This is a genomic window from Streptomyces sp. NPDC048643 (genome assembly GCF_040650615.1).
Lineage (GTDB): Bacteria > Actinomycetota > Actinomycetes > Streptomycetales > Streptomycetaceae > Streptomyces.
The window spans coordinates 24,215-45,813 of record NZ_JBEZHO010000057.1; the positions used below are offsets into that span (position 1 = coordinate 24,215).

20 protein-coding genes and 3 tRNA genes are annotated in these 21,599 nt (G+C 68.9%); 19 read left to right on the top strand and 4 right to left on the bottom strand.

Features of this window, described 5'->3' with window-relative positions; translation table 11 throughout:
• Positions 1-116 precede the first annotated feature (116 nt).
• Positions 117-1,364, bottom strand: coding sequence for an amidohydrolase family protein (locus tag AB0C62_RS35980; RefSeq protein WP_362980529.1), 1,248 nt, complete (start codon positions 1,362-1,364; stop codon positions 117-119).
• Between the two features lie 416 nt (positions 1,365-1,780).
• Here AB0C62_RS35980 and AB0C62_RS35985 point away from each other — a divergent pair.
• The 8 genes from AB0C62_RS35985 to AB0C62_RS36020 all read left to right on the top strand — a co-directional run bounded on the left by AB0C62_RS35985 (position 1,781) and on the right by AB0C62_RS36020 (position 6,890).
• Positions 1,781-1,853 (top strand) — tRNA-Thr (locus AB0C62_RS35985).
• 46 nt (positions 1,854-1,899) lie between these two features.
• Positions 1,900-1,972: transfer RNA gene (locus tag AB0C62_RS35990), tRNA-Met, on the top strand.
• Between the two features lie 87 nt (positions 1,973-2,059).
• Positions 2,060-2,224, top strand: a complete 165-nt coding sequence (rpmG, locus tag AB0C62_RS35995) for a 50S ribosomal protein L33 (protein WP_004571794.1) — start codon at positions 2,060-2,062, stop codon at positions 2,222-2,224.
• 166 nt (positions 2,225-2,390) lie between these two features.
• Positions 2,391-2,843 carry a MaoC family dehydratase N-terminal domain-containing protein gene (locus AB0C62_RS36000; RefSeq protein WP_081218857.1) on the top strand — a complete coding sequence of 151 codons (453 nt, stop codon included), beginning with the start codon at positions 2,391-2,393 and terminating at the stop codon, positions 2,841-2,843.
• Between the two features lies 1 nt (position 2,844).
• Complete coding sequence (locus AB0C62_RS36005; protein WP_362980531.1) at positions 2,845-3,273, top strand: MaoC family dehydratase; 429 nt, start codon at positions 2,845-2,847, stop codon at positions 3,271-3,273.
• 146 nt (positions 3,274-3,419) lie between these two features.
• Positions 3,420-3,989 carry a helix-turn-helix domain-containing protein gene (locus tag AB0C62_RS36010; RefSeq protein WP_362980533.1) on the top strand — a complete coding sequence of 190 codons (570 nt, stop codon included), beginning with the start codon at positions 3,420-3,422 and terminating at the stop codon, positions 3,987-3,989.
• Between the two features lie 94 nt (positions 3,990-4,083).
• On the top strand, positions 4,084-5,688 hold the full coding sequence (locus AB0C62_RS36015) for an MFS transporter (RefSeq protein WP_362980535.1): 1,605 nt from the start codon (positions 4,084-4,086) through the stop codon (positions 5,686-5,688).
• Positions 5,689-5,834: 146 nt separating this feature from the next.
• Complete coding sequence (locus AB0C62_RS36020) at positions 5,835-6,890, top strand: UDP-N-acetylmuramate dehydrogenase (protein WP_362980538.1); 1,056 nt, start codon at positions 5,835-5,837, stop codon at positions 6,888-6,890.
• Positions 6,891-6,927: 37 nt separating this feature from the next.
• Here AB0C62_RS36020 and AB0C62_RS36025 read toward each other — a convergent pair whose 3' ends face one another.
• Positions 6,928-7,560, bottom strand: a complete 633-nt coding sequence (locus AB0C62_RS36025) for an NAD(P)H-binding protein (RefSeq protein WP_362980569.1) — start codon at positions 7,558-7,560, stop codon at positions 6,928-6,930.
• Positions 7,561-7,695: 135 nt separating this feature from the next.
• Here AB0C62_RS36025 and AB0C62_RS36030 point away from each other — a divergent pair, with 135 nt between their 5' ends.
• Complete coding sequence (locus AB0C62_RS36030; protein WP_362980540.1) at positions 7,696-8,328, top strand: helix-turn-helix domain-containing protein; 633 nt, start codon at positions 7,696-7,698, stop codon at positions 8,326-8,328.
• A gap of 44 nt (positions 8,329-8,372) precedes the next feature.
• Here AB0C62_RS36030 and AB0C62_RS36035 read toward each other — a convergent pair whose 3' ends face one another.
• Together AB0C62_RS36035 and AB0C62_RS36040 are read right to left on the bottom strand one after the other, a co-directional pair.
• The gene (locus AB0C62_RS36035; protein WP_362980542.1) at positions 8,373-9,392 is read right to left on the bottom strand and encodes an adenosine deaminase; all 1,020 of its coding nucleotides are present in this window, start codon (positions 9,390-9,392) and stop codon (positions 8,373-8,375) included.
• A 167-nt stretch (positions 9,393-9,559) separates the two neighbouring features.
• Positions 9,560-10,786 (bottom strand): pyridoxal phosphate-dependent aminotransferase, encoded by a 1,227-nt coding sequence (locus tag AB0C62_RS36040; RefSeq protein ID WP_362980544.1) that lies wholly within the window; start codon positions 10,784-10,786, stop codon positions 9,560-9,562.
• 247 nt (positions 10,787-11,033) lie between these two features.
• Between AB0C62_RS36040 and AB0C62_RS36045 the strand changes: the two genes are divergently transcribed.
• The 10 genes from AB0C62_RS36045 (at position 11,034) to rpoB (ending at position 21,499) form a co-directional block, all read left to right on the top strand.
• Positions 11,034-11,106 (top strand) — tRNA-Trp (locus tag AB0C62_RS36045).
• 108 nt (positions 11,107-11,214) lie between these two features.
• Positions 11,215-11,493, top strand: a complete 279-nt coding sequence (gene secE / locus AB0C62_RS36050) for a preprotein translocase subunit SecE (RefSeq protein ID WP_081218863.1) — start codon at positions 11,215-11,217, stop codon at positions 11,491-11,493.
• Between the two features lie 77 nt (positions 11,494-11,570).
• Positions 11,571-12,449, top strand: a complete 879-nt coding sequence (nusG, locus tag AB0C62_RS36055; RefSeq protein WP_362980546.1) for a transcription termination/antitermination protein NusG — start codon at positions 11,571-11,573, stop codon at positions 12,447-12,449.
• Between the two features lie 193 nt (positions 12,450-12,642).
• A complete protein-coding gene (gene rplK / locus AB0C62_RS36060) occupies positions 12,643-13,077 on the top strand; it encodes a 50S ribosomal protein L11 (RefSeq protein WP_164373168.1) in 435 nt (144 codons plus the stop codon).
• A 94-nt stretch (positions 13,078-13,171) separates the two neighbouring features.
• On the top strand, positions 13,172-13,897 hold the full coding sequence (gene rplA / locus AB0C62_RS36065; RefSeq protein WP_081218866.1) for a 50S ribosomal protein L1: 726 nt from the start codon (positions 13,172-13,174) through the stop codon (positions 13,895-13,897).
• 189 nt (positions 13,898-14,086) lie between these two features.
• Positions 14,087-15,001, top strand: a complete 915-nt coding sequence (locus AB0C62_RS36070) for a hypothetical protein (RefSeq protein ID WP_362980548.1) — start codon at positions 14,087-14,089, stop codon at positions 14,999-15,001.
• A 185-nt stretch (positions 15,002-15,186) separates the two neighbouring features.
• Entirely contained in the window at positions 15,187-16,032 is an 846-nt protein-coding gene (locus AB0C62_RS36075; RefSeq protein ID WP_362980571.1) for a DUF1396 domain-containing protein, read from the top strand.
• A 320-nt stretch (positions 16,033-16,352) separates the two neighbouring features.
• Positions 16,353-16,883, top strand: a complete 531-nt coding sequence (gene rplJ, locus AB0C62_RS36080) for a 50S ribosomal protein L10 (RefSeq protein ID WP_081218869.1) — start codon at positions 16,353-16,355, stop codon at positions 16,881-16,883.
• A 110-nt stretch (positions 16,884-16,993) separates the two neighbouring features.
• On the top strand, positions 16,994-17,374 hold the full coding sequence (gene rplL, locus AB0C62_RS36085; RefSeq protein WP_362980551.1) for a 50S ribosomal protein L7/L12: 381 nt from the start codon (positions 16,994-16,996) through the stop codon (positions 17,372-17,374).
• Positions 17,375-18,013: 639 nt separating this feature from the next.
• Positions 18,014-21,499: a DNA-directed RNA polymerase subunit beta gene (gene rpoB / locus AB0C62_RS36090; RefSeq protein ID WP_362980553.1), complete on the top strand. Its 3,486-nt coding sequence runs from the start codon at positions 18,014-18,016 to the stop codon at positions 21,497-21,499.
• The last annotated feature ends 100 nt before the right edge of the window (positions 21,500-21,599 follow it).

The following is a 21,599-nucleotide window of genomic DNA, read 5'->3' on the forward strand; positions in this document are numbered from 1 at the left end:
ACCGCCTTCAGCCCGCCGGCCCCCGGAGGAAAGCCTCCGGGGGCCGGCGGGCTACCCGCGCCGGGGCGGTCCGGCCCAGGACCGCCCGACCCCGCAGGATCAGACCGGATCGCGTCCTACGAAAGCCCCCCACGCCCCTGTCGCGGCAGGTCGAGCCCCGACGCGGACGCCGAGTTGCAGTACTCGCGCACCGCGCTGGTCCGCGCCACCACGCGCCCCCGGTGCACCACGATCCTGCTGTACGCGAGGGACAGCACCCCGTCGAGCCGGTCCCCGCGCACGGCCAGCAACTCGGCCGGGAATCCCGCCTCCACGCGCACCTCGGGCAGCCCGAGAGCGGCCCGGGCGGCACAACTCACCGCCTCGTAGGCGTCCTCGGGGCGCAGGCCGTGGCGGGAGGCAAGCAAGTAGGCAGCCTCCAAGGGGTCTCCGCGGCCCACCGGGTTGGACACGTCCCGCAGGGCGCCGCTGCCGGCCGCGACGCGCACCCCCGCCGACCGCAACAGCCGTACGGGAGCGGTGGCGCGGACGTCGGCCGAGCCGCAGCCGCCCTGCGGCAGACACACCACCGTCACGCCGGCCGCGGCGAGTTGGTCCGCGGCGCGGGACGCCACCTCGGTCGGCAGTCCGCCGAGCCCGCCGCACGGTCCGAGTGTCACGCCCGGCCGCAGCCCGCCCGCCATGGCCGCGAGCCGGGCGAGCCGCGCGGGGTCGGCAGCGTCCGTGTGCAGGTCGACCGGGCAGCCGTGTTCGGAGGCGAGCTCCAGGACCGCCTCCACGTATCCGGTGGGATCGGGGTCGGCGTCCGGGCATCCGCCCACCACGGAGGCGCCCATCTTCAGGGCGTCCCGCAGCATCGCGAGCCCGTCGGCACCGGCCGCGCCGGTCAGCAGCCGCGGCATCGCCACCGTCGTCAGCTCCGCGAGCCCCCGCAGCGACCGCCGCACCTGGAGCACCGCCGCCAGCGCGTCCAGCCCCTGGACGTCGCCGACGCGCACGTGGGAGCGCAACGCCGTGGCGCCGTGGCCGAGTTGCAGCAGGGCGGCCTCGGTGGCCCGGCGCTGGACCTCCTGGTCGTCGTAGGCGAGCGGGCCGTCACCGTCGGCCGTCAGGGCGGTGTCGCTGTGCGCGTGGGCCTCCGCGGGCGCCGGCAGGAGGAGATAGCCGTCCAGGTCCACCTTCGCGGCGAGGGCCCCGGAGGCGCCCGCCAGGCTTCCGGCGGTCCCGACCGCCTCGATCCGCCCGCCGCCCAGCCGTACGTCCACGGCCCGGCCGTCGGTGAGGCGCGCTCCGCACAGCAGCAGCGCTGACGTGTCGGTCTGTCCCGACGAGGAGTGGGGCGGCTGCTGCTGACGGTCGGGCATCGCGCTCCTGGGCTCGAGGGCGGCTGCGGGAGGGACGGCTGCGGAGCGAGGGGACACAAGATCACGCAGCGTGAGTCGAGCCTAGGGCGGCGACCCGTCAACGTCGGGGAGGAGCGCAATAGTCGTACCGGTGTGGTCCGTCGGCGCGTGGTTGACCAGGCAGGACCGCACCGGACCGGACCTGGGCGGAGTCCGGCGACACGGCGCGCGCGACGGGATCGGTGGGGCTCCCGTCACGCTGGGACGGCCCAGGAAGCGCTCGTCACGCCCTCGTCACCGCGTGTGATCCGTGGGCCGCCAGGGGTGCGTGAGAGGTCCCGGGAACGGCCGGGCGAACAGCGGGGAACAGGCCGGGGCGGGTGCCGCGAAACGGATTTGGGCGATCGGCGGGCGACCGTGTAATGTCTTCATCGCTCGCCCCAATAGCTCAGTCGGTAGAGCGTCTCCATGGTAAGGAGAAGGTCTACGGTTCGATTCCGTATTGGGGCTCTGGTGTGAGAGGTTCCCGTCGCAAGGCGGGAGCCGATCTCATCAAAGCGGTGTAGCTCAGTCGGTAGAGCAAGCGGCTCATAATCGCTGTGTCACCGGTTCAAGTCCGGTCACCGCTACTGACAGTAGCCGATTGCGGGGTCGGTCCTTCGATCGGCTACTCTTCTATGCATTAATGTCCCATCCGTTCGTCAAGGAGCACTCCTGTGGCTGCCACCGACGTCCGCCCGAAGATCACGCTGGCCTGCGTGGAGTGCAAGGAGCGGAACTACATCACCAAGAAGAACCGGCGTAACGACCCGGACCGACTGGAGATGAAGAAGCACTGCCCGCGTTGCAATGCGCACACCGCGCACCGCGAAACGCGATAATTCAGGCTCGTACACGAGGCCGTCCCCTTCGCGGGGGGCGGCCTCGCGTCGTTGTGCAACCGTGTCCGGCACGGATCCGGGCACCGGAGTCCGTGGCGGCCCGGCCTTTCCGGGTCCGCAGTGGACCCGCGTCATTGAGCGAAGACAACCAGGAGGTGCCGAGCCCATGGCGCTCGACCAGTCCTTCGTGGGGCGGTCCTACCCGCCCACCGACCCCTACGAGGTCGGCCGGGAGAAGATCCGCGAGTTCGCGGAGGCCGTCGGTGACGGTAACCCCGCGTACACGGACCCCGAGGCCGCGCGAGCGCTCGGACACCCTGATGTGATCGCCCCGCCGACCTTCGTGTTCGCCATCACGTTCAAGGCCGCCGGTCAGGTCGTCCAGGACCCGCAACTGGGCCTCGACTACAGCCGGGTGGTGCACGGTGACCAGAAGTTCGCGTACACCCGGCCCGTCCGTGCGGGCGACCGGCTGACGGTCACCTCGACCATCGAGTCGATCAAGTCCCTCGCGGGCAACGACATCCTGGACATCCGTGGCGAGGTCCACGACGAGGCGGGCGAGCACGTCGTGACAGCCGTCACGAAGCTTGTGGCGCGCGCGGCGGAGGTGGGCTGACATGGCGGCGAAGATCTCTTACGCGGACGTCGAGGTCGGCACCGAGCTGCCGGCCCAGACCTTCTCCGTGACCCGTGCCACGCTCGTCCAGTACGCGGGCGCCTCCGGGGACTTCAACCCGATCCACTGGAACGAGAAGTTCGCGGTCGAGGTCGGTCTCCCCGACGTGATCGCGCACGGCATGTTCACCATGGCCGAGGCGGTCCGTGTCGTCACCGACTGGGCCGGCGACCCGGGCGCGGTCGTCGAGTACGGCGTGCGGTTCACCAAGCCCGTCGTCGTCCCGAACGACGACAAGGGCGCGACCATCGAGGTCAGCGCCAAGATCGGCGCCAAGCTCGACGACAACACCGTGCGCGTCGACCTCACCGCGACGAGCGACGGCCTGAAGGTCCTCGGGATGTCCCGCGCGGTCGTACGACTGGCCTGAGCGGCAACCCGTAGCGCACGGCCGAGGCCTGTTTCGAGGCCTGGGTAAGGGGCGTCCGCCCATTGCGGACGCCCCTTACCGGTCTCCGACAACCGCCGGTTCCCCCTCTCTTGACGTAGTTAGTGATTGAGTACTAACTTAGCCGCATGGTCAGGATGAGCGCAGAGGAGAGGCGCGAGAGCGTCATCCGCGCGGCGATGAGCGAGTTCGCCCGGGGCGGCTACTACGGCACGTCCACCGAGGCGATCGCCAAGCGCGTGGGTGTCTCGCAGCCGTATCTCTTCCGGCTCTTCCCGGGCAAGAAGGCGATCTTCCTGGCGGCCGCCGAGCACTGCATGGAGCTCGCGCGGCGCACGATGGAGGACGCCTCCGACGGCCTGGAGGGCGAGGAAGCCCTGCACTCCATGGCGAACGCCTACGTGAAGGTCATCGCGGAGCACCCGGAGCGGCTGCTCATGCAGATGCAGATGTACGTCGCGGTGGCGGCGGCCGAGGAGGCCGGTGACCACGAGCTCGGCGAAGCGGTGCGGGCCGGCTGGATGCGGCTCTGGGACACGGTGCACGTGCCGCTCGGCGCGCAGGTCGACGACACGGCGACCTTCATGGCGTACGGCATGCTCATCAACTGCCTGGTGTCCATGGGGTTCCCGCCCGAGCACCGGGTCTGGGAAGGGCTGTACCCGTCGGCGCGGATCACGGGCCGGCTGGAGAAGTAGGGCGGCGGGAAGGTGGAGTTCCGCGCCTTTCTCTGGCCGCAGAAGTTAGTCATCAATAACTAACCAATGATCCACATCAACCTCTGGGGGAGCGATGACACAGCGGACGGCACGGACAGACCAGGGCGGACCGACAGACCAGGGCGGACCGGCAGGAGAGAGCGGGCCGATCGACCCGGCCGGGGCGTCGACCGCGAAGTCGGCCGAGGTACCGGACAAGCGGCGCGGCGGCGCCGGCTGGGCCCTCGTCATCACCAGCGTCGCCGGATTCATGGCGGCCCTCGACAACCTCGTCGTCACCACGGCCCTGCCCTCGATCCGCAAGGATCTCGGGGGAGCGCTGGACGACCTGGAATGGACCGTGAGCGCCTACACGCTCACCTTCGCCGTCCTGCTGATGTTCGGCGCGGCCCTCGGTGACCGGTTCGGACGCCGCCGGCTCTTCCTCGTCGGCCTGAGCATCTTCACCGGCGCCTCCGCCGCCGCGGCCATGGCCCCCGGCATCGACTCCCTGATCGCCGCCCGGGCCGTCCAGGGCGTCGGCGCCGCGATCATGATGCCCCTGACCCTGACCCTGCTGACCGCCGCGGTCCCGGCCGCCCGGCGCGGGATGGCGTACGGGATCTGGGGCGCGGTGAACGGACTCGCGGTCGCCTCCGGACCCCTCATCGGCGGCAGCCTCACCGAACACGTGTCCTGGCACTGGATCTTCTGGCTGAACGTGCCGCTGGGGCTCGCCGTCCTCCCGCTCGCCCGACTGCGGCTGTCGGAGTCCTTCGGCAACGGCAACCCGCTCGACTTCCCGGGCACCCTGCTCGCCAGCGGCGGCCTCTTCGGAATCGTCTACGGCCTGGTCCGCGGGCCCGCCGAGGGATGGACCAGCCCGTTCGTGCTGACCGCCCTCTTCGCGGGCGCCGCGCTGCTCGCCGGGTTCGTCCTGCACGGCAGCCGCGCCAGGAACGCGATGCTCCCGATGCGGCTCTTCCGTTCCCGCGCCTTCGCCGGCATCAACGCGGCCAGCCTGCTGATGTTCCTCGGGATGTTCGGCTCGATCTTCCTGCTCAGCCAGTACATGCAGGGCGTGCTCGGCTACTCGCCGACCGAGGCGGGCCTGCGGATGCTCCCCTGGACCGGGATGCCGATGCTCGTCGCGCCCATCGCCGGCTACCTCTCCGACCGCGTCGGCGGACGTCCCGTCGTGGCGACCGGGCTCTTCCTCCAGGCCGCGGGGCTCGCGTACTACGCCTCCGTGGTCGCCGCCGACGCCTCGTACTCCGCGCAGCTGCCCGCGCTGATCATCAGCGGCGTCGGGATGTCCCTCTACTTCGCCCCCGCGTCCAACCTGGTCATGTCCAGCGTCCGGCCGCAGGAGCAGGGCATCGCCTCCGGAGCCAACAACGCGCTGCGCGAGGTGGGCGGCGCGCTCGGTATCGCGGTGATGTCCTCGATCTTCGCGGCGCAGGGCGGCTACGCGACGGCACAGAGTTTCATCGACGGACTGCGGCCGGCGCTGGTGGTCGGCGCCGTGGTGGTGGGTCTCGCGGGTCTCGCCGCCCTGGCCATCCCGAGCGCCGGGCGCCCGCAACGCGCCGAGGAGGACGGAACGCCGGCGCTCGTCCCCGAAGCGGATCCGACCGAGGCGGCTCGGACCGGTGCCGCCCGGTTGGAGACCGGCCCCCTGGAGACCGCCGCCCGCTGACACCGGGAACATGCGTACCGCACGACGAAACGGCCCCGCCCGACCGGCGGGGCCGTTCGGCGTGCCGGGGCGCCGCAGGTCCGGCACGGCGATCCGGCGCGCACCGGTGGCCGGGGGCTCCCGACCCTTCTCGTAGTCTTGGGCCCGTGCTGGAACTCCACGATGCCCCGCTCGCCCCGCTGACCACCTTCCGGCTCGGCGGCCCGGCCGCCCGGCTGATCACCGCCACGACCGACGCCGAGGTGGTCGCCGCCGTGCGCGAGGCCGACGCCGCCGGCACGCCGCTGCTGCTGATCGGCGGTGGATCGAACCTGGTCATCGGCGACAAGGGCTTCGCGGGCACCGCCCTGCGCATCGCCACGGAGGGCTTCTCGCTCGACGGTACGACGCTGGAGCTGGCCGCGGGCGAGGTGTGGACCGACGCGGTCGCCCGCACCGTCGGGGCCGGGCTCGCCGGGATCGAGTGCCTCGCCGGCATCCCCGGCTCCGCGGGCGCGACCCCGATCCAGAACGTGGGCGCGTACGGTCAGGAAGTGTCGTCGACGATCAGTGAAGTGATCGCCTATGACCGGAAGACGGGCGAGACGGTCACGCTGACCAACGCCGAGTGCGCCTTCTCCTACCGGCACAGCCGCTTCAAGGGTGACCCCGACCGCCATGTCGTGCTGCGCGTCCGCTTCGAGCTGGAGGACGCGAACGGCCTCTCGGCGCCGGTCAAGTACGCGGAGACCGCCCGCACGCTCGGTGTCGAGCCCGGGGACCGCGTCCCTCTCGCCGACGCCCGCGAGACCGTTCTGAAGCTGCGCGCGGGCAAGGGCATGGTGCTCGACCCCGAGGACCACGACACCTGGTCCGCCGGGTCGTTCTTCACCAACCCGATCCTCACCGACGAGGCGTTCGCCGCGTTCCACGCGCGCGTGCGGGAGCGCCTCGGTGCCGACGCCGTGCCGCCCGCGTATCCCGCCGGCGAGGGCCACACCAAGACCTCGGCAGCCTGGCTGATCGACAAGTCGGGCTTCACCAAGGGCTACGGAACCGGCCCCGCCCGCATCTCGACCAAGCACACGCTGGCCCTTACCAACCGGGGCGAGGCCAGCACCGAGGACCTCCTCGCGCTCGCCCGCGAAGTCGTCGCCGGAGTCCACGACGCCTTCGGCATCACCCTGGTCAACGAACCGGTCACGGTCGGCGTCAGCCTCTGACGCGGAGGTCTCCCACCGGCGGCCCCACGGGGGCGGCCTAGTAGGCGACGCCCACGCCCTGCTTCACCGTCGCCGGGTCGTGGGTCATCGCCAGCATCGCGTGGGCCACGTCGGCGCGTCCGATGAAGCGGCCCCGGGCCGGGAATCCGCCGACGGCCGTGCGATAGGAGCCGGTCACCGGCTTGTCCTGGAGGCGGGGCGGGCGGACGGCCGTCCAGTCCGTGGCACTCGCGGCCAGTGCGGCCTCCATCTCCCGCAGGTCGGCGTACACGTCCTTCAGAAGCGACGAGATCATGCCCCGCATGGCGCGGTCGACGAACCCGTCCTCCGTGGCCGCCGGGCCGACCGGGCTCGCGCTGACCACGAGCAGACGCCGTGTCTGCTCCGCCTCCATCGCGCCCAGCACCGTACGGGTGAGCCGGGAGGCGACCCCGGCGTCCTTGCGCCGGCGCGCGCCGAGCCCGGACAGCACCGCGTCCCGGCCCGCGACGGCGGGGCGCAGCGACTCCGGGTCGGTGAGGTCGGTGCGGTACACCTCCAGACCGGCGCCGGTGACGGTGAGCCGCGCCGGATCCCTTACGACGGCTGTGACCTGGTGGCCCGCGCCCAGGGCCTGGCGGACGATCTCCTGGCCGATGCCTCCGGTGGCACCGAGAACGGTGAGTTTCATGACCTGCTCCCAGAGGGTGGGTAGATGGACGGACGAGGTGGGTGAGTGTTCACTCACCTCTGCTCCTTCTAGAGTGAGTAAGTACTCACCCACCCGTCAACCCCGCGAGGACACGCCGTGGAATCCTTGGGCCCCATGCAGCAGACATCCGCCGCCGAGCCCGCGCGGTCGAAGCCGGCCAGGATCCGCATCCTCGACGCGGCGCACGAGCTCATGCTCACCCTCGGCCTCTCCCGTGCCACCACCAAGGAGATCGCGAAGGCGGCCGGCTGCTCCGAAGCGGCCCTCTACAAGTACTTCGCGAGCAAGGAAGAGCTGTTCATCCGCGTCCTGGAGGAGCGCCTTCCCCGGCTCGGCCCGCTGCTGGAGCGGCTGACGGCCGAGCCGGGGCGACACTCGCTGGAGGAGAACCTCACCGCGATCGCCCGCCAGGCGGCCCTCTTCTACGAGCAGAGCTTCCCGATCGCCGCCTCCCTGTACGCGGAGACCCAGCTCAAGCGGCGTCACGACGAGGCGATGCGGGCCATGGGCGCCGGCCCCCACATGCCGATCCGGGGTGTCGCCGCGTATCTGCGCGCGGAGCAGGAGGCCGGGCGGGTCCAGCCCGGCGCCGACACCTACGCCGCCGCTTCCCTGCTCCTCGGGGCCTGCGCGCAGCGCGCGTTCGCCTACGACGCGACCCAGGACGGCACGGCCCCGCGGCTCGACACCTTCGCCCCGGCGCTCGCCCGCACCCTGCTCACCGGGATCGCGCCCGACAGCCGGTGACGGACCCGCCCTTCGGGCGGACGACGTGACTTTGCGGACGCGCCCTAGGAGGTCAGCCAGTCGTCGACGCCGGCCAGCAGTTTCGCGCGGTCGGCCTCCGGTGCCGCCGATGCGCGGATCGACTGACGTGCCAGCTCGGCCAGTTCCGCGTCCGTGAAGGCGTGGTGGCGCCGCGCGATCTCGTACTGGGCGGCGAGCCGTGATCCGAAGAGCAGTGGGTCGTCGGCGCCGAGGGCCATCGGGACCCCGGCTTCGAACAGAGTCCTCAGGGGTACGTCGGCCGCCTTCTCGTAGACGCCCAGCGCGACGTTCGACGCGGGGCAGACCTCACAGGTCACCCCGCGGTCCGCGAGGCGCTTCAGCAGACGGGGGTCCTCGGCGGCCCGTACGCCGTGGCCGATCCGGGAGGCGTGCAGGTCGTCCAGGCAGTCGCGGACGGAGGCGGGCCCGGTCAGCTCGCCGCCGTGCGGCGCGGCCAGCAGCCCGCCCTCCCGTGCGATCGCGAAGGCGCGGTCGAAGTCCCGCGCCATGCCGCGCCGTTCGTCGTTGGAGAGCCCGAAGCCGACGATCCCGCGGTCCGCGTACCGGACGGCGAGCCGGGCCAGCGTCCGGGCGTCCAGCGGGTGCTTCATCCGGTTCGCGGCCACCAGGACGCGCATCCCGAGCCCGGTGTCCCGCACGGCCGAGTCCACCGCGTCGAGGATGACCTCCAGGGCCGGGATCAGCCCGCCGAGCCGGGGGGCGTACGACGTCGGGTCGACCTGGATCTCCAGCCACCCGGAGCCGTCCTTGATGTCCTCCTCGGCGGCCTCGCGGACCAGCCGCTGGATGTCCTCGGGCTCTCTCAGGCAGGACCGGGCGGCGTCGTACAGGCGCTGGAAGCGGAACCAGCCGCGCTCGTCGGTCGCCCGCAGCTTCGGCGGTTCCCCGCTGGTCAGCGCGTCCGGCAGTCGTACGCCGTACTTGTCGGCCAGTTCCAGCAGGGTCGTGGACCGCATCGACCCGGTGAAGTGCAGGTGCAGATGGGCCTTCGGCAGTTCACTTACATCACGTACGCGCTCCATCCCAGGATCTTGCCGCACACGGATGGCGCGCCGGTAGCGCTTTCCCTGATCGGGGGCTTGCCCGAACGAAAGAGCGGGGGCCGGCCACTCGGTGAGTGGCCGGCCCCCGCGCGCGCGTGGAGCGCGATGTCACCGGCGCTCCGACGGGCGTCCGAGGAGGAGGGACGTCAGTCCTTCGCCTCGGCGAGCAGCTTCTGGATCCGGCTGACGCCCTCGACGAGGTCCTCGTCACCCAGGGCGTACGACAGCCGCAGGTAGCCCGGCGTACCGAAGGCCTCGCCGGGCACGACCGCGACCTCGGCCTCCTCCAGGATCAGCGCGGCCAGCTCGACCGTGTCCGCGGGGCGCTTGCCGCGGATCTCCTTGCCGAGCAGTGCCTTCACCGAGGGGTACGCGTAGAAGGCGCCCTCGGGCTCGGGGCAGAGCACGCCGTCGATCTCGTTCAGCATGCGGACGATGGTCTTGCGGCGGCGGTCGAAGGCCTCGCGCATCTTCGCGACGGCCGTGAGGTCGCCCGAGACGGCGGCGAGCGCGGCGACCTGGGCCACGTTCGAGACGTTGGACGTGGCGTGCGACTGCAGGTTGGTCGCGGCCTTGATGACGTCCTTCGGGCCGATGACCCAGCCCACGCGCCAGCCGGTCATCGCGTACGTCTTGGCGACGCCGTTCACGACGATGCACTTGTCGCGCAGCTCCGGCACCACGACGGGCAGGGAGTGGAACTCCGCGTCGCCGTAGACCAGGTGCTCGTAGATCTCGTCGGTCAGGACCCACAGGCCCTTCTCGGCGGCCCAGCGGCCGATCTCCTCGATCTGCTCGCGGGTGTAGACCGCGCCCGTCGGGTTGGACGGCGAGACGAAGAGCAGCACCTTGGTGTTCTCGGTGCGGGCGGCCTCCAGCTGCTCGACCGAGACGCGGTAGCCGGTGGTCTCGTCGGCGACGACGTCCACCGGGACACCGCCGGCGAGACGGATGGACTCCGGGTAGGTGGTCCAGTACGGCGCCGGGACGATGACCTCGTCGCCCGGGTCGAGGATCGCGGCGAAGGCCTCGTAGATGGCCTGCTTGCCGCCGTTGGTGACGAGGACCTGGGCGGCCTCCACCTCGTAGCCGGAGTCGCGCAGGGTCTTCGCGGCGATGGCGGCCTTCAGCTCGGGGAGCCCGCCGGCCGGCGTGTAGCGGTGGTACTTGGGGTTCGAGCAGGCTTCGATGGCCGCCTGCACGATGTAGTCGGGGGTCGGGAAGTCCGGCTCACCGGCGCCGAAGCCGATCACCGGACGTCCGGCGGCCTTGAGGGCCTTGGCCTTGGCGTCCACGGCGAGAGTGGCGGACTCGGAGATCGAGCCGACTCGGGCGGAGACCCGGCGCTCGGTGGGAGGGGTTGCAGCGCTCATGGCACCCATCGTTTCAGACCGGAAACGCCCCCGGCACGCGGGTTTCACAGACTGAACAGTGCCAGAACATCCGTCCGCTTCCCCGGGCCTCACCAGTGGATCTTCAGCGGAGGCGGCACATGCGGACACTTTCTGTTCGACGCCCGGCTCAGGAGCACGTACACTCTCACCTCGTTGGCCTTCACCGGCCGCACCCAACCGGTGCCACCGAGCACCCGGGCGGATGCGGTACGTTGGGGGAAATCAAAGGGTCGTAGCTCAATTGGTAGAGCACTGGTCTCCAAAACCAGCGGTTGGGGGTTCAAGTCCCTCCGGCCCTGCTTCACACACCTTTCGCCAGGATGTGTGCGCATGTACGTACTGCATTGCACCGCCGTGCGGCTCAACCGGGCGCGGCACGGCCACGACCCGGAATCAGGTGAGGACGAGTGACGGACGCCGTGGGCTCCATCGACATGCCTGATGCCGAGGCGCCCGAGTCCAAGAAGCCCCGCAAGGGCGGTAAGCGTGCCAAGAAGGGCCCGCTGAAGCGCCTTGCCACCTTCTACCGCCAGATCGTCGCGGAGCTCCGCAAGGTCGTCTGGCCGACTCGCAATCAGCTGACGACGTACACCACCGTGGTGATTGTCTTCGTCGTCATCATGATCGGCCTGGTGACCGTGATTGACTATGGGCTCAACCACGCCGCCAAGTACGTCTTCGGCTGAGCCGAGAGCGAAGGGCGCCGTCACCGGCGCCCCTTTCGCGTGTTCCACCCCCATGTATCCAGGAAGAAGCAGCCACCGTGTCTGACCCGAACCTGAACGACGCCTCCGAGTCGGTCGAGTCCGTTGACGACGAACTCGAGGTCGTCGAGGGAGCGGACGTCGTGGACGAGTTCGAGGCTGCCGATGCCGCCGCCGGCGAGCCCGCCGAGGACGCGGCCCTGCACGTCGAGGACGAGTCCGGTGAGGACGTCGCGGACGAGGACGTGCCCGCCGAGGCCCTCGTCGCCGACGAGTCCGAGGAAGCCGCCGAGGCCGAGGCCGAAGAAGAGGCCGAGCCCGTCGACCCCGTGACCGCCCTGCGCGAGGAGCTGCGCACGCTCCCCGGCGAGTGGTACGTCATCCACACGTACGCCGGTTACGAGAACCGCGTGAAGACCAACCTCGAACAGCGTGCCGTCTCGCTGAACGTCGAGGACTTCATCTTCCAGGCCGAGGTGCCGCAGGAAGAGGTCGCGCAGATCAAGAACGGCGAGCGCAAGACCATCAAGCAGAACAAGCTCCCGGGCTACGTCCTGGTCCGCATGGACCTGACGAACGAGTCCTGGGGCGTCGTTCGCAACACCCCCGGCGTCACCGGCTTCGTGGGCAACGCCTACGACCCGTACCCGCTGACCCTGGACGAGATCGTCAAGATGCTCGCTCCGGAGGCCGAGGAGAAGGCGGCCCGCGAGGCTGCCGAGGCCGAGGGCAAGCCCGCGCCGCAGCGCAAGGTCGAGGTCCAGGTGCTGGACTTCGAGGTCGGCGACTCGGTCACCGTCACCGACGGCCCGTTCGCCACGCTGCAGGCCACGATCAACGAGATCAACGCCGACTCGAAGAAGGTCAAGGGCCTCGTCGAGATCTTCGGCCGCGAGACTCCGGTCGAGCTCTCCTTCGACCAGATCCAGAAGAACTAGCAGCTTCTGGACGTACGTCTTCCGAACAGGTCAGACGGGCTCTTGCAGCCGGTCTGACCTGCTCGGTTTTTAGCCGCGCATGGATACCCGTTATCGTTGTGCGGTATGCCTCCATCCGGATCATTGGTCCGACTGGGGGCAGCCGTCCGGGGCGACTCGGACGTAGGAAGGCGAAAACGAAAGAGGACCCGGAATGCCTCCCAAGAAGAAGAAGGTCACGGGGCTCATCAAGCTCCAGATCAACGCCGGTGCGGCGAACCCGGCCCCGCCGGTCGGCCCCGCGCTGGGTCAGCACGGCGTCAACATCATGGAGTTCTGCAAGGCCTACAACGCCGCGACCGAGTCGCAGCGTGGCTGGGTGATCCCGGTGGAGATCACGGTCTACGAAGACCGCTCCTTCACCTTCATCACCAAGACTCCGCCGGCCGCCAAGATGATCCTCAAGGCCGCGGGTGTCGAGAAGGGCTCCGGCGAGCCGCACAAGACCAAGGTCGCCAAGATCAGCCAGGCGCAGGTCCGTGAGATCGCCACGACCAAGATGCCCGACCTCAACGCCAACGACCTGGACGCCGCGTCGAAGATCATCGCCGGCACCGCCCGTTCCATGGGCATCACGGTCGAGGGCTGACACCCACCTTCGTAGGAAATCTGCGGCTCCGGCCGCACGTGGCAGGGCCTGCTCGGCCCACACCACGACTCCTCAGAACACATCAGGAGCAGTAGTGAGCAAGCGCAGCAAGTCTCTCCGCGCTGCGGACGCCAAGATCGACCGGGAGAAGCTCTACGCCCCGCTCGAGGCCGTCCGTCTCGCCAAGGAGACCTCCACGAGCAAGTTCGACGGCACCGTCGAGGTCGCCTTCCGCCTGGGTGTCGACCCGCGCAAGGCCGACCAGATGGTCCGTGGCACCGTGAACCTGCCGCACGGCACCGGCAAGACCGCCCGGGTCCTGGTCTTCGCGACCGGTGACCGTGCTGCGGCCGCGGAGGCCGCGGGCGCCGACATCGTCGGCTCCGACGAACTGATCGACGAGGTCGCGAAGGGCCGTCTGGACTTCGACGCCGTCGTCGCCACCCCGGACCTCATGGGCAAGGTCGGCCGCCTCGGCCGCGTGCTCGGTCCCCGTGGTCTCATGCCGAACCCGAAGACCGGCACCGTGACCCCCGACGTCGCCAAGGCTGTCACCGAGATCAAGGGTGGCAAGATCGAGTTCCGCGTCGACAAGCACTCGAACCTGCACTTCATCATCGGCAAGGTGTCCTTCGACGACACCCAGCTGGTGGAGAACTACGGCGCGGCCCTCGACGAGATCCTTCGTCTGAAGCCGTCGGCCGCCAAGGGTCGCTACATCAAGAAGGCCGCTCTCAGCTCGACGATCGGCCCCGGCGTCCCCGTCGACCCCAACCGCACCCGCAACCTCCTCGTCGAGGAGGACCCGGCCGCCGTCTGAGCCCTCCGCTCACCCCGGTGACCGCGTCGCGCACGCGAATCTGAGACGGGCCCCGCAACCTTTCGAGGTGCGGGGCCCGTCCTCATGTCCGGAGCCCTTCCGCGGCGAGCGCCCGGCGGGATTCCGGACACGTGCGTCAGTGGCCCGCGCTAGCGTGCGGTCACAGGAATCACACAGGGGTGGGGACGAATGAAGAGCACCATCGTGCGCCGGGTGAGCCTCTCGATCGCGCTGACCGCCGCGCTCGGGGGCCTGACCGCCTGCAACTCCTCGGACGCGTCCGGGAGTTCCGGCAAGGACGACAAGGCGGTGCACAGGGGCACCACCCGCGTCAGCCCCATAGCGGCACTGCGCTCCGCCGAGCGGTCCACCGACGGCGCGGACTCCGCGAAGGTCGAGTCCACGACGTCCATGGGCACCCTGATGGACATGAAGGCCGACGGCGTCATGGGCTGGGCCGACGGCCTCACCGGCACGATGACCATCACGTACACGGGCGGCACGCTCGCCGACACCATGCGGCAGACCGGCAGCACCTCGATGCAGGCCCGGTACCTCTCCGACGCGTACTACGCGCGGATGAGCGACACGTTCGCCCGGCAGTCGGGCGGCAAGCACTGGATCCGGTACGCGTACGACGACCTCGCCCAGTTCGGCGGCAGCTCGGGCGCGTACCTGAAGGACCAGATGCAGAACACCACGCCGAACCAGTCGGTGAAGCTCCTGCTGGCCTCCGGGGACGTCCGGAAGGTCGGCTCGGAGACCGTGCGCGGCCGGCGGACCACGCACTACTCCGGCACGGTCGACGTGGCGGACCTCGCGACCAGGTCGTCCCACCTCAGTGCCGGCCAGCTCGCCGATCTCAAGAAACAGCTCACCACGGCCGGCGTCAGCACCGAGAAGGTCGACATCTGGGTGGACGGCGACGACCTGCTCGTCAAGAAGGTCGAGAAGGGCGAGCTGACGAGCGGCACCATGACGTCGACGGCGTACTACAGCGACTACGGGACGAAGGTCTCCGCCGAGAAGCCCCCGGCCGCCGACACCGCGGACTTCAAGGACCTTCTGAAGGCCCAGGGAGCCGCCGGAGGGGCCACGTCCTGACCCCTGGAGGCCGCGCCTCCGGAACGCCCTCACAGCGGCCCGGAGGCGGTTCGGGGGCGGCCCCGCAGCGGTCGTGAGGGGCGCCGAAAACCTGAGGATCTTGTCGTACCCCTCGGGTAAGTTCATGCCGCATCTGAATCTGTGAATCGCTCATCTGTTTCCTGGGGGGAATCATGAGACCTGCTGTGCACACCTCGGTCCGACGCGGAGCGACCGGCGCGGCCCTTGCGGCCCTGGTCCTGGGCGGGGGAGCGGCGGCCTGTTCCAAGGGCACCGACCAGTCGCCGGAGATGACGCCCGCCGCGGCCGTGGCGAAGGCGGCCAAGAACACCGAGGACATCACCTCGCTGCACTACCGGATGGCCGGCAAGGTCCCGGAAGAGGGCAGGGTGACCGCCGAAGCGTCGATGAGCATGAAGCCGCTGGCCCTGAGCATGAAGATGACGGCCGCGGACTCGGGCACGGACGGTCCGGTCGAGATGCGTCTGGTGGACGGCGCGATGTACATAGGCGGCGGCGCGCAGGCGGCCAAGGAGATGGACGGCAAGAGCTGGATCAAGTTCGACATGTCCGCGCTCGGCGCCGACAAGGGGATGGGCGCGGACCAGCTCGGCGGCGGCGAGGCCGACAAGAACCCGGCGGCCGAGTCCACCTTCCTCACCGGCTCCAAGAACGTGAAGAAGGTCGGCACCGAGACCGTCGAGGGCGTGAAGACCACGCACTACAAGGGATCGATCACCCTCGCCGGACTCCGTAAGACGCTGAAGGGCGAGAAGAAGGCCACGCGCGAGCAGCGCGAGAAGAGCCTTGAGCAGTACGAGAAGATGGGCCTCGACGCGTTCACGATGGACGCCTGGATCGACGGCGAGAGCCGCACCAAGCAGTTCCGCATGCGGGGGACCGCCGACAAGGGTCCGCTCGACATGACCATCACCTTCCTCGACTACAACAAGCCGGTGACGGTGAAGGCTCCGCCCGCCAAGGACACCGCCGATCTCGCCGAGATGATGAAGGGCGCCCAGGAGGGCTGATCCGCGTGAGCGGGTCCGGCCGACGCCCGGTGGTACCGGGCCGTTCGGCCGGATTTGCTTCACGGAGTTCGTTTCACGTACTCTCCACGAGAAGCCAAAGACCGCTGGTCGTTGCCTCGTTCTCGCAAGAGGGTGTGGTGACCGAAGGATCCGCTGAAACTGCGGACGACCCGCGTAGGTGATCGTGGACATGTTCCCGGAACCCGCTGCCACGCGTGCGGATCATCCGGTAGAGCTACGCCCCGTGCGCCTGCGCCGGGGCGTTTTGTTTTGTCGGCCCCTTCTGAGCGGTCCTCATCACCCGGAAGGAGGCCACGCTTATGGCAAGGCCCGACAAGGCTGCCGCGGTAGCCGAGCTCGCGGACCAGTTCCGTAGCTCGAACGCCGCCGTGCTGACCGAGTACCGGGGTCTCACCGTGGCGCAGCTCAAGACGCTGCGTCGTTCGCTCGGTGAAGACGCCCAGTACGCCGTGGTGAAGAACACGCTGACCAAGATTGCGGCCAACGAGGCCGGGATCTCTACGCTCGACGACCTGTTCAACGGTCCGACGGCGGTCGCCTTCATCACCGGTGACCCGGTGACGTCGGCGAAGGGTCTTCGTGACTTCGCCAAGGACAACCCGAACCTCGTCATCAAGGGCGGTGTCCTTGACGGCAAGGCGCTGTCCGCCGACGAGATCAAGAAGCTCGCGGACCTCGAGTCCCGCGAGGTTCTGCTCGCCAAGCTGGCGGGTGCCTTCAAGGGCAAGCAGACGCAGACTGCTCAGCTCTTCCAGGCGCTCCCCTCGAAGTTCGTCCGCACCGCGGAGGCGCTTCGTGTCAAGCAGGCCGAGCAGGGCGGTGCCGAGTAATTCGGCTCGCGCATTGACCGCCGCCTGAGGCGACGGTCGCAGCGGGCCGAACGTACGCCCGCCTCACCAGTACATACCGGCACCTGCCGAATGAGTGGAAGGACGCCATCATGGCGAAGCTGTCCCAGGAAGAGCTGCTCGCGCAGTTCGAGAACCTCACCCTCATCGAGCTCTCCGAGTTCGTGAAGGCCTTCGAGGAGAAGTTCGACGTCACCGCCGCCGCCGCGGTTGCCGCTGCCCCGGTCGGCCCCGCCGCCACCGCTGAGGCCGCTGAGGAGCAGGACGAGTTCGACGTCATCCTCACGGGTGCCGGCGACAAGAAGATCCAGGTCATCAAGGTCGTGCGTGAGCTCACCTCGCTGGGTCTGAAGGAGGCCAAGGACCTCGTCGACGGCGCTCCGAAGCCCGTCCTCGAGAAGGTCGCCAAGGACGCCGCCGAGAAGGCCGCCGAGTCCCTCAAGGGCGCCGGCGCCTCCGTCGAGGTCAAGTAACTCGACGAGCCTCTCAAGGGCTCCTGTGAAGCTGTCACAGCCGCTCACGTAGCGCTGTAACGCTGACGCACCGAAGAGCGATCACCCAACTGGGTGGTCGCTCTTCGGCGTTGCCGGGGGTCCTCGAAGCGGCTGCCTTGCACTGCAGGTCACGGCGAGTATGGTGATCTTCGTCGTGCCCCCGCAGCCCTGTGACAGGCAGAGAGACGGGTTGCGGGACGGGCCGGACGTGACGATCGCGGCACATGCTTTGGGCCTGGGGGGCCTTGACGAACCGCACGCAGCGCGCAATTCTCAGGACGCGTCGTCACAACGATCCGTATCCGAGGCATGGATCGGCGGCGAAGAGGGCAGTATCGATGTGCATCGAGGGCATGGCTTGCGGCAGGTGTTGAGGACGAAGAACAGGGTCGCCAAAACCGGGACTGGACATCAGTGGGCCGAGTGGCTACACTGACCCTTTGCGCTGCCTGTTAGCTGCCTCCTGCCCGTCACCAGGGGCATACCCATGCTGGAGCATCGACGATCGGATCATCTCTGACCTGGCCCTATCCGGCCGGACAGAGAAAGGCCCGATGCTGTGTCCGACATGGGACCGGTACGCGCGTAGTGAGTCCGAGCCCTCGGAAGGACCCCCTCTTGGCCGCCTCGCGCACTGCCTCGACCGCGAATACGAACAACGGCGCCAGCACCGCCCCGCTGCGCATCTCCTTTGCAAAGATCAAGGAGCCCCTCGAGGTTCCGAACCTTCTTGCGCTGCAAACCGAGAGCTTCGACTGGCTGCTCGGCAACGACGCGTGGAAGGCTCGTGTCGAGGCGGCTCTGGACAGCGGACAGGACGTCCCCACCAAGTCCGGTCTGGAGGAGATCTTCGAGGAGATCTCCCCGATCGAGGACTTCAGTGGGTCGATGTCCCTGACGTTCCGCGACCACCGCTTCGAGCCCCCGAAGAACTCCATCGACGAGTGCAAGGACCGTGACTTCACGTTCGCGGCCCCGCTCTTCGTCACCGCCGAGTTCACCAACAACGAGACCGGCGAGATCAAGTCCCAGACGGTCTTCATGGGCGACTTCCCGCTCATGACCAACAAGGGCACCTTCGTCATCAACGGCACCGAGCGTGTCGTCGTGTCGCAGCTGGTCCGCTCGCCGGGTGTCTACTTCGACTCCTCCATCGACAAGACGTCCGACAAGGACATCTTCTCCGCCAAGGTCATCCCGTCCCGGGGTGCCTGGCTGGAGATGGAGATCGACAAGCGCGACATGGTCGGTGTCCGCATCGACCGCAAGCGCAAGCAGTCCGTCACCGTTCTCCTGAAGGCTCTCGGCTGGACCACCGAGCGGATCCTCGAGGAGTTCGGCGAGTACGAGTCCATGCGCGCCACCCTGGAGAAGGACCACACCCAGGGCCAGGACGACGCGCTGCTCGACATCTACCGCAAGCTGCGTCCGGGCGAACCGCCGACCCGTGAGGCCGCGCAGACGCTTCTGGAGAACCTCTACTTCAACCCGAAGCGCTACGACCTCGCCAAGGTCGGCCGGTACAAGGTCAACAAGAAGCTGGGCAGCGACGCCCCGCTCGACGCCGGGATCCTGACCGTCGAGGACATCATCTCGTCGATCAAGTACCTGGTGAAGCTGCACGCCGGTGAGACCGAGACCGTTGGTGACAACGGCACCTCGATCGTCGTCGAGACCGACGACATCGACCACTTCGGCAACCGTCGTCTGCGCAACGTCGGCGAGCTCATCCAGAACCAGGTCCGCACGGGTCTGGCTCGTATGGAGCGCGTCGTCCGCGAGCGCATGACGACTCAGGACGTCGAGGCGATCACGCCGCAGACGCTGATCAACATCCGGCCGGTCGTCGCCTCCATCAAGGAGTTCTTCGGCACCAGCCAGCTGTCGCAGTTCATGGACCAGAACAACCCGCTGTCGGGTCTCACCCACAAGCGCCGTCTGTCGGCTCTTGGCCCGGGTGGTCTCTCCCGTGAGCGGGCCGGCTTCGAGGTCCGTGACGTGCACCCGTCGCACTACGGCCGCATGTGCCCGATCGAGACCCCCGAAGGCCCGAACATCGGCCTGATCGGCTCGCTCGCCTCCTACGGCCGGGTCAACGCGTTCGGTTTCGTCGAGACCCCGTACCGCAAGGTCACCGGTGGCGTCGTCACCGACGAGGTCGACTACCTGACGGCCGACGAAGAGGACCGATTCGTCATCGCGCAGGCCAACGCGCCGCTGTCGGACGAGTTCCGCTTCGAGGAGTCCCGCGTCCTGGTCCGCCGTCGTGGCGGAGAGGTCGACTACGTCCCCGGTGACGACGTCGACTACATGGACGTCTCCCCGCGCCAGATGGTGTCGGTCGCGACCGCCATGATCCCGTTCCTGGAGCACGACGACGCCAACCGTGCCCTCATGGGCGCGAACATGATGCGTCAGGCCGTTCCGCTCATCAAGTCCGAGGCGCCGCTGGTCGGCACTGGCATGGAGTACCGCTGCGCGGTCGACGCCGGTGACGTCCTGAAGTCGGAGAAGGACGGTGTGGTCCAGGAGGTCTCCGCGGACTACATCACCACCGCCAACGACGACGGCACGTACACCACGTACCGCCTGCACAAGTTCTCCCGGTCGAACCAGGGCACCTCCGTCAACCAGAAGGTTGTCGTGGACGAGGGCGCCCGCGTGATCGAGGGCCAGGTCCTGGCCGACGGTCCCGCGACCGAGGACGGCGAGATGGCCCTCGGTAAGAACCTGCTCGTGGCGTTCATGCCGTGGGAGGGTCACAACTACGAGGACGCGATCATCCTGTCGCAGCGCCTCGTGCAGGACGACGTCCTCTCCTCGATCCACATCGAGGAGCACGAGGTCGACGCCCGTGACACCAAGCTCGGCCCCGAGGAGATCACCCGGGACATCCCGAACGTCTCCGAAGAGGTCCTCGCCGACCTCGACGAGCGCGGCATCATCCGTATCGGTGCCGAGGTCGTCGCCGGCGACATTCTCGTCGGCAAGGTCACGCCCAAGGGTGAGACCGAGCTGACGCCGGAGGAGCGCCTGCTGCGCGCGATCTTCGGTGAGAAGGCCCGTGAGGTCCGCGACACCTCCCTGAAGGTCCCGCACGGCGAGATCGGCAAGGTCATCGGTGTCCGCGTCTTCGACCGTGAAGAGGGCGACGAGCTGCCGCCGGGCGTGAACCAGCTGGTTCGTGTCTACGTGGCGCAGAAGCGCAAGATCACGGACGGTGACAAGCTCGCCGGCCGTCACGGCAACAAGGGTGTCATCTCGAAGATCCTGCCGATCGAGGACATGCCGTTCCTGGAGGACGGCACCCCGGTCGACATCATCCTCAACCCGCTGGGTGTCCCGTCCCGAATGAACCCGGGACAGGTCCTGGAGATCCACCTCGGCTGGCTCGCCAGCCGCGGCTGGGACGTCTCCGGTCTCGGGGACGAGTGGGCGCAGCGCCTGCAGGCGATCGGCGCCGACAAGGTTCCGCCGCGCACGAACGTCGCGACCCCCGTCTTCGACGGTGCGCGTGAGGACGAGCTCGCCGGTCTCTTCGAGCACACCCTGCCCAACCGCGACGGTGACCGTCTGGTCCTCCCGTCCGGCAAGGCGCGGCTGTTCGACGGTCGCTCGGGTGAGCCGTTCCCGGACCCGATCTCGATCGGCTACATGTACATCCTCAAGCTCCACCACCTGGTCGACGACAAGCTGCACGCCCGGTCGACCGGTCCGTACTCGATGATCACCCAGCAGCCGCTGGGTGGTAAGGCTCAGTTCGGTGGTCAGCGCTTCGGTGAGATGGAGGTGTGGGCGCTGGAGGCGTACGGCGCCGCTTACGCCCTCCAGGAGCTGCTGACGATCAAGTCCGACGACGTCACCGGCCGCGTGAAGGTCTACGAGGCCATCGTCAAGGGCGAGAACATCCCTGAGCCCGGCATCCCCGAGTCCTTCAAGGTGCTCATCAAGGAGATGCAGTCCCTCTGCCTCAACGTGGAAGTGCTGTCCAGCGACGGCATGTCCATCGAAATGCGTGACACCGACGAGGACGTCTTCCGCGCGGCGGAGGAGCTCGGCATCGACCTGTCCCGGCGCGAGCCGAGCAGCGTCGAAGAGGTCTGACGGGAGTCCGGCCGGGCCTTGACCGCCTGTGGAAAAGGTGATCAAGGCCCGCCGGCCCCAGGACCCCCGTATCAGACCCCTAAGACTTACAACCCTGAGA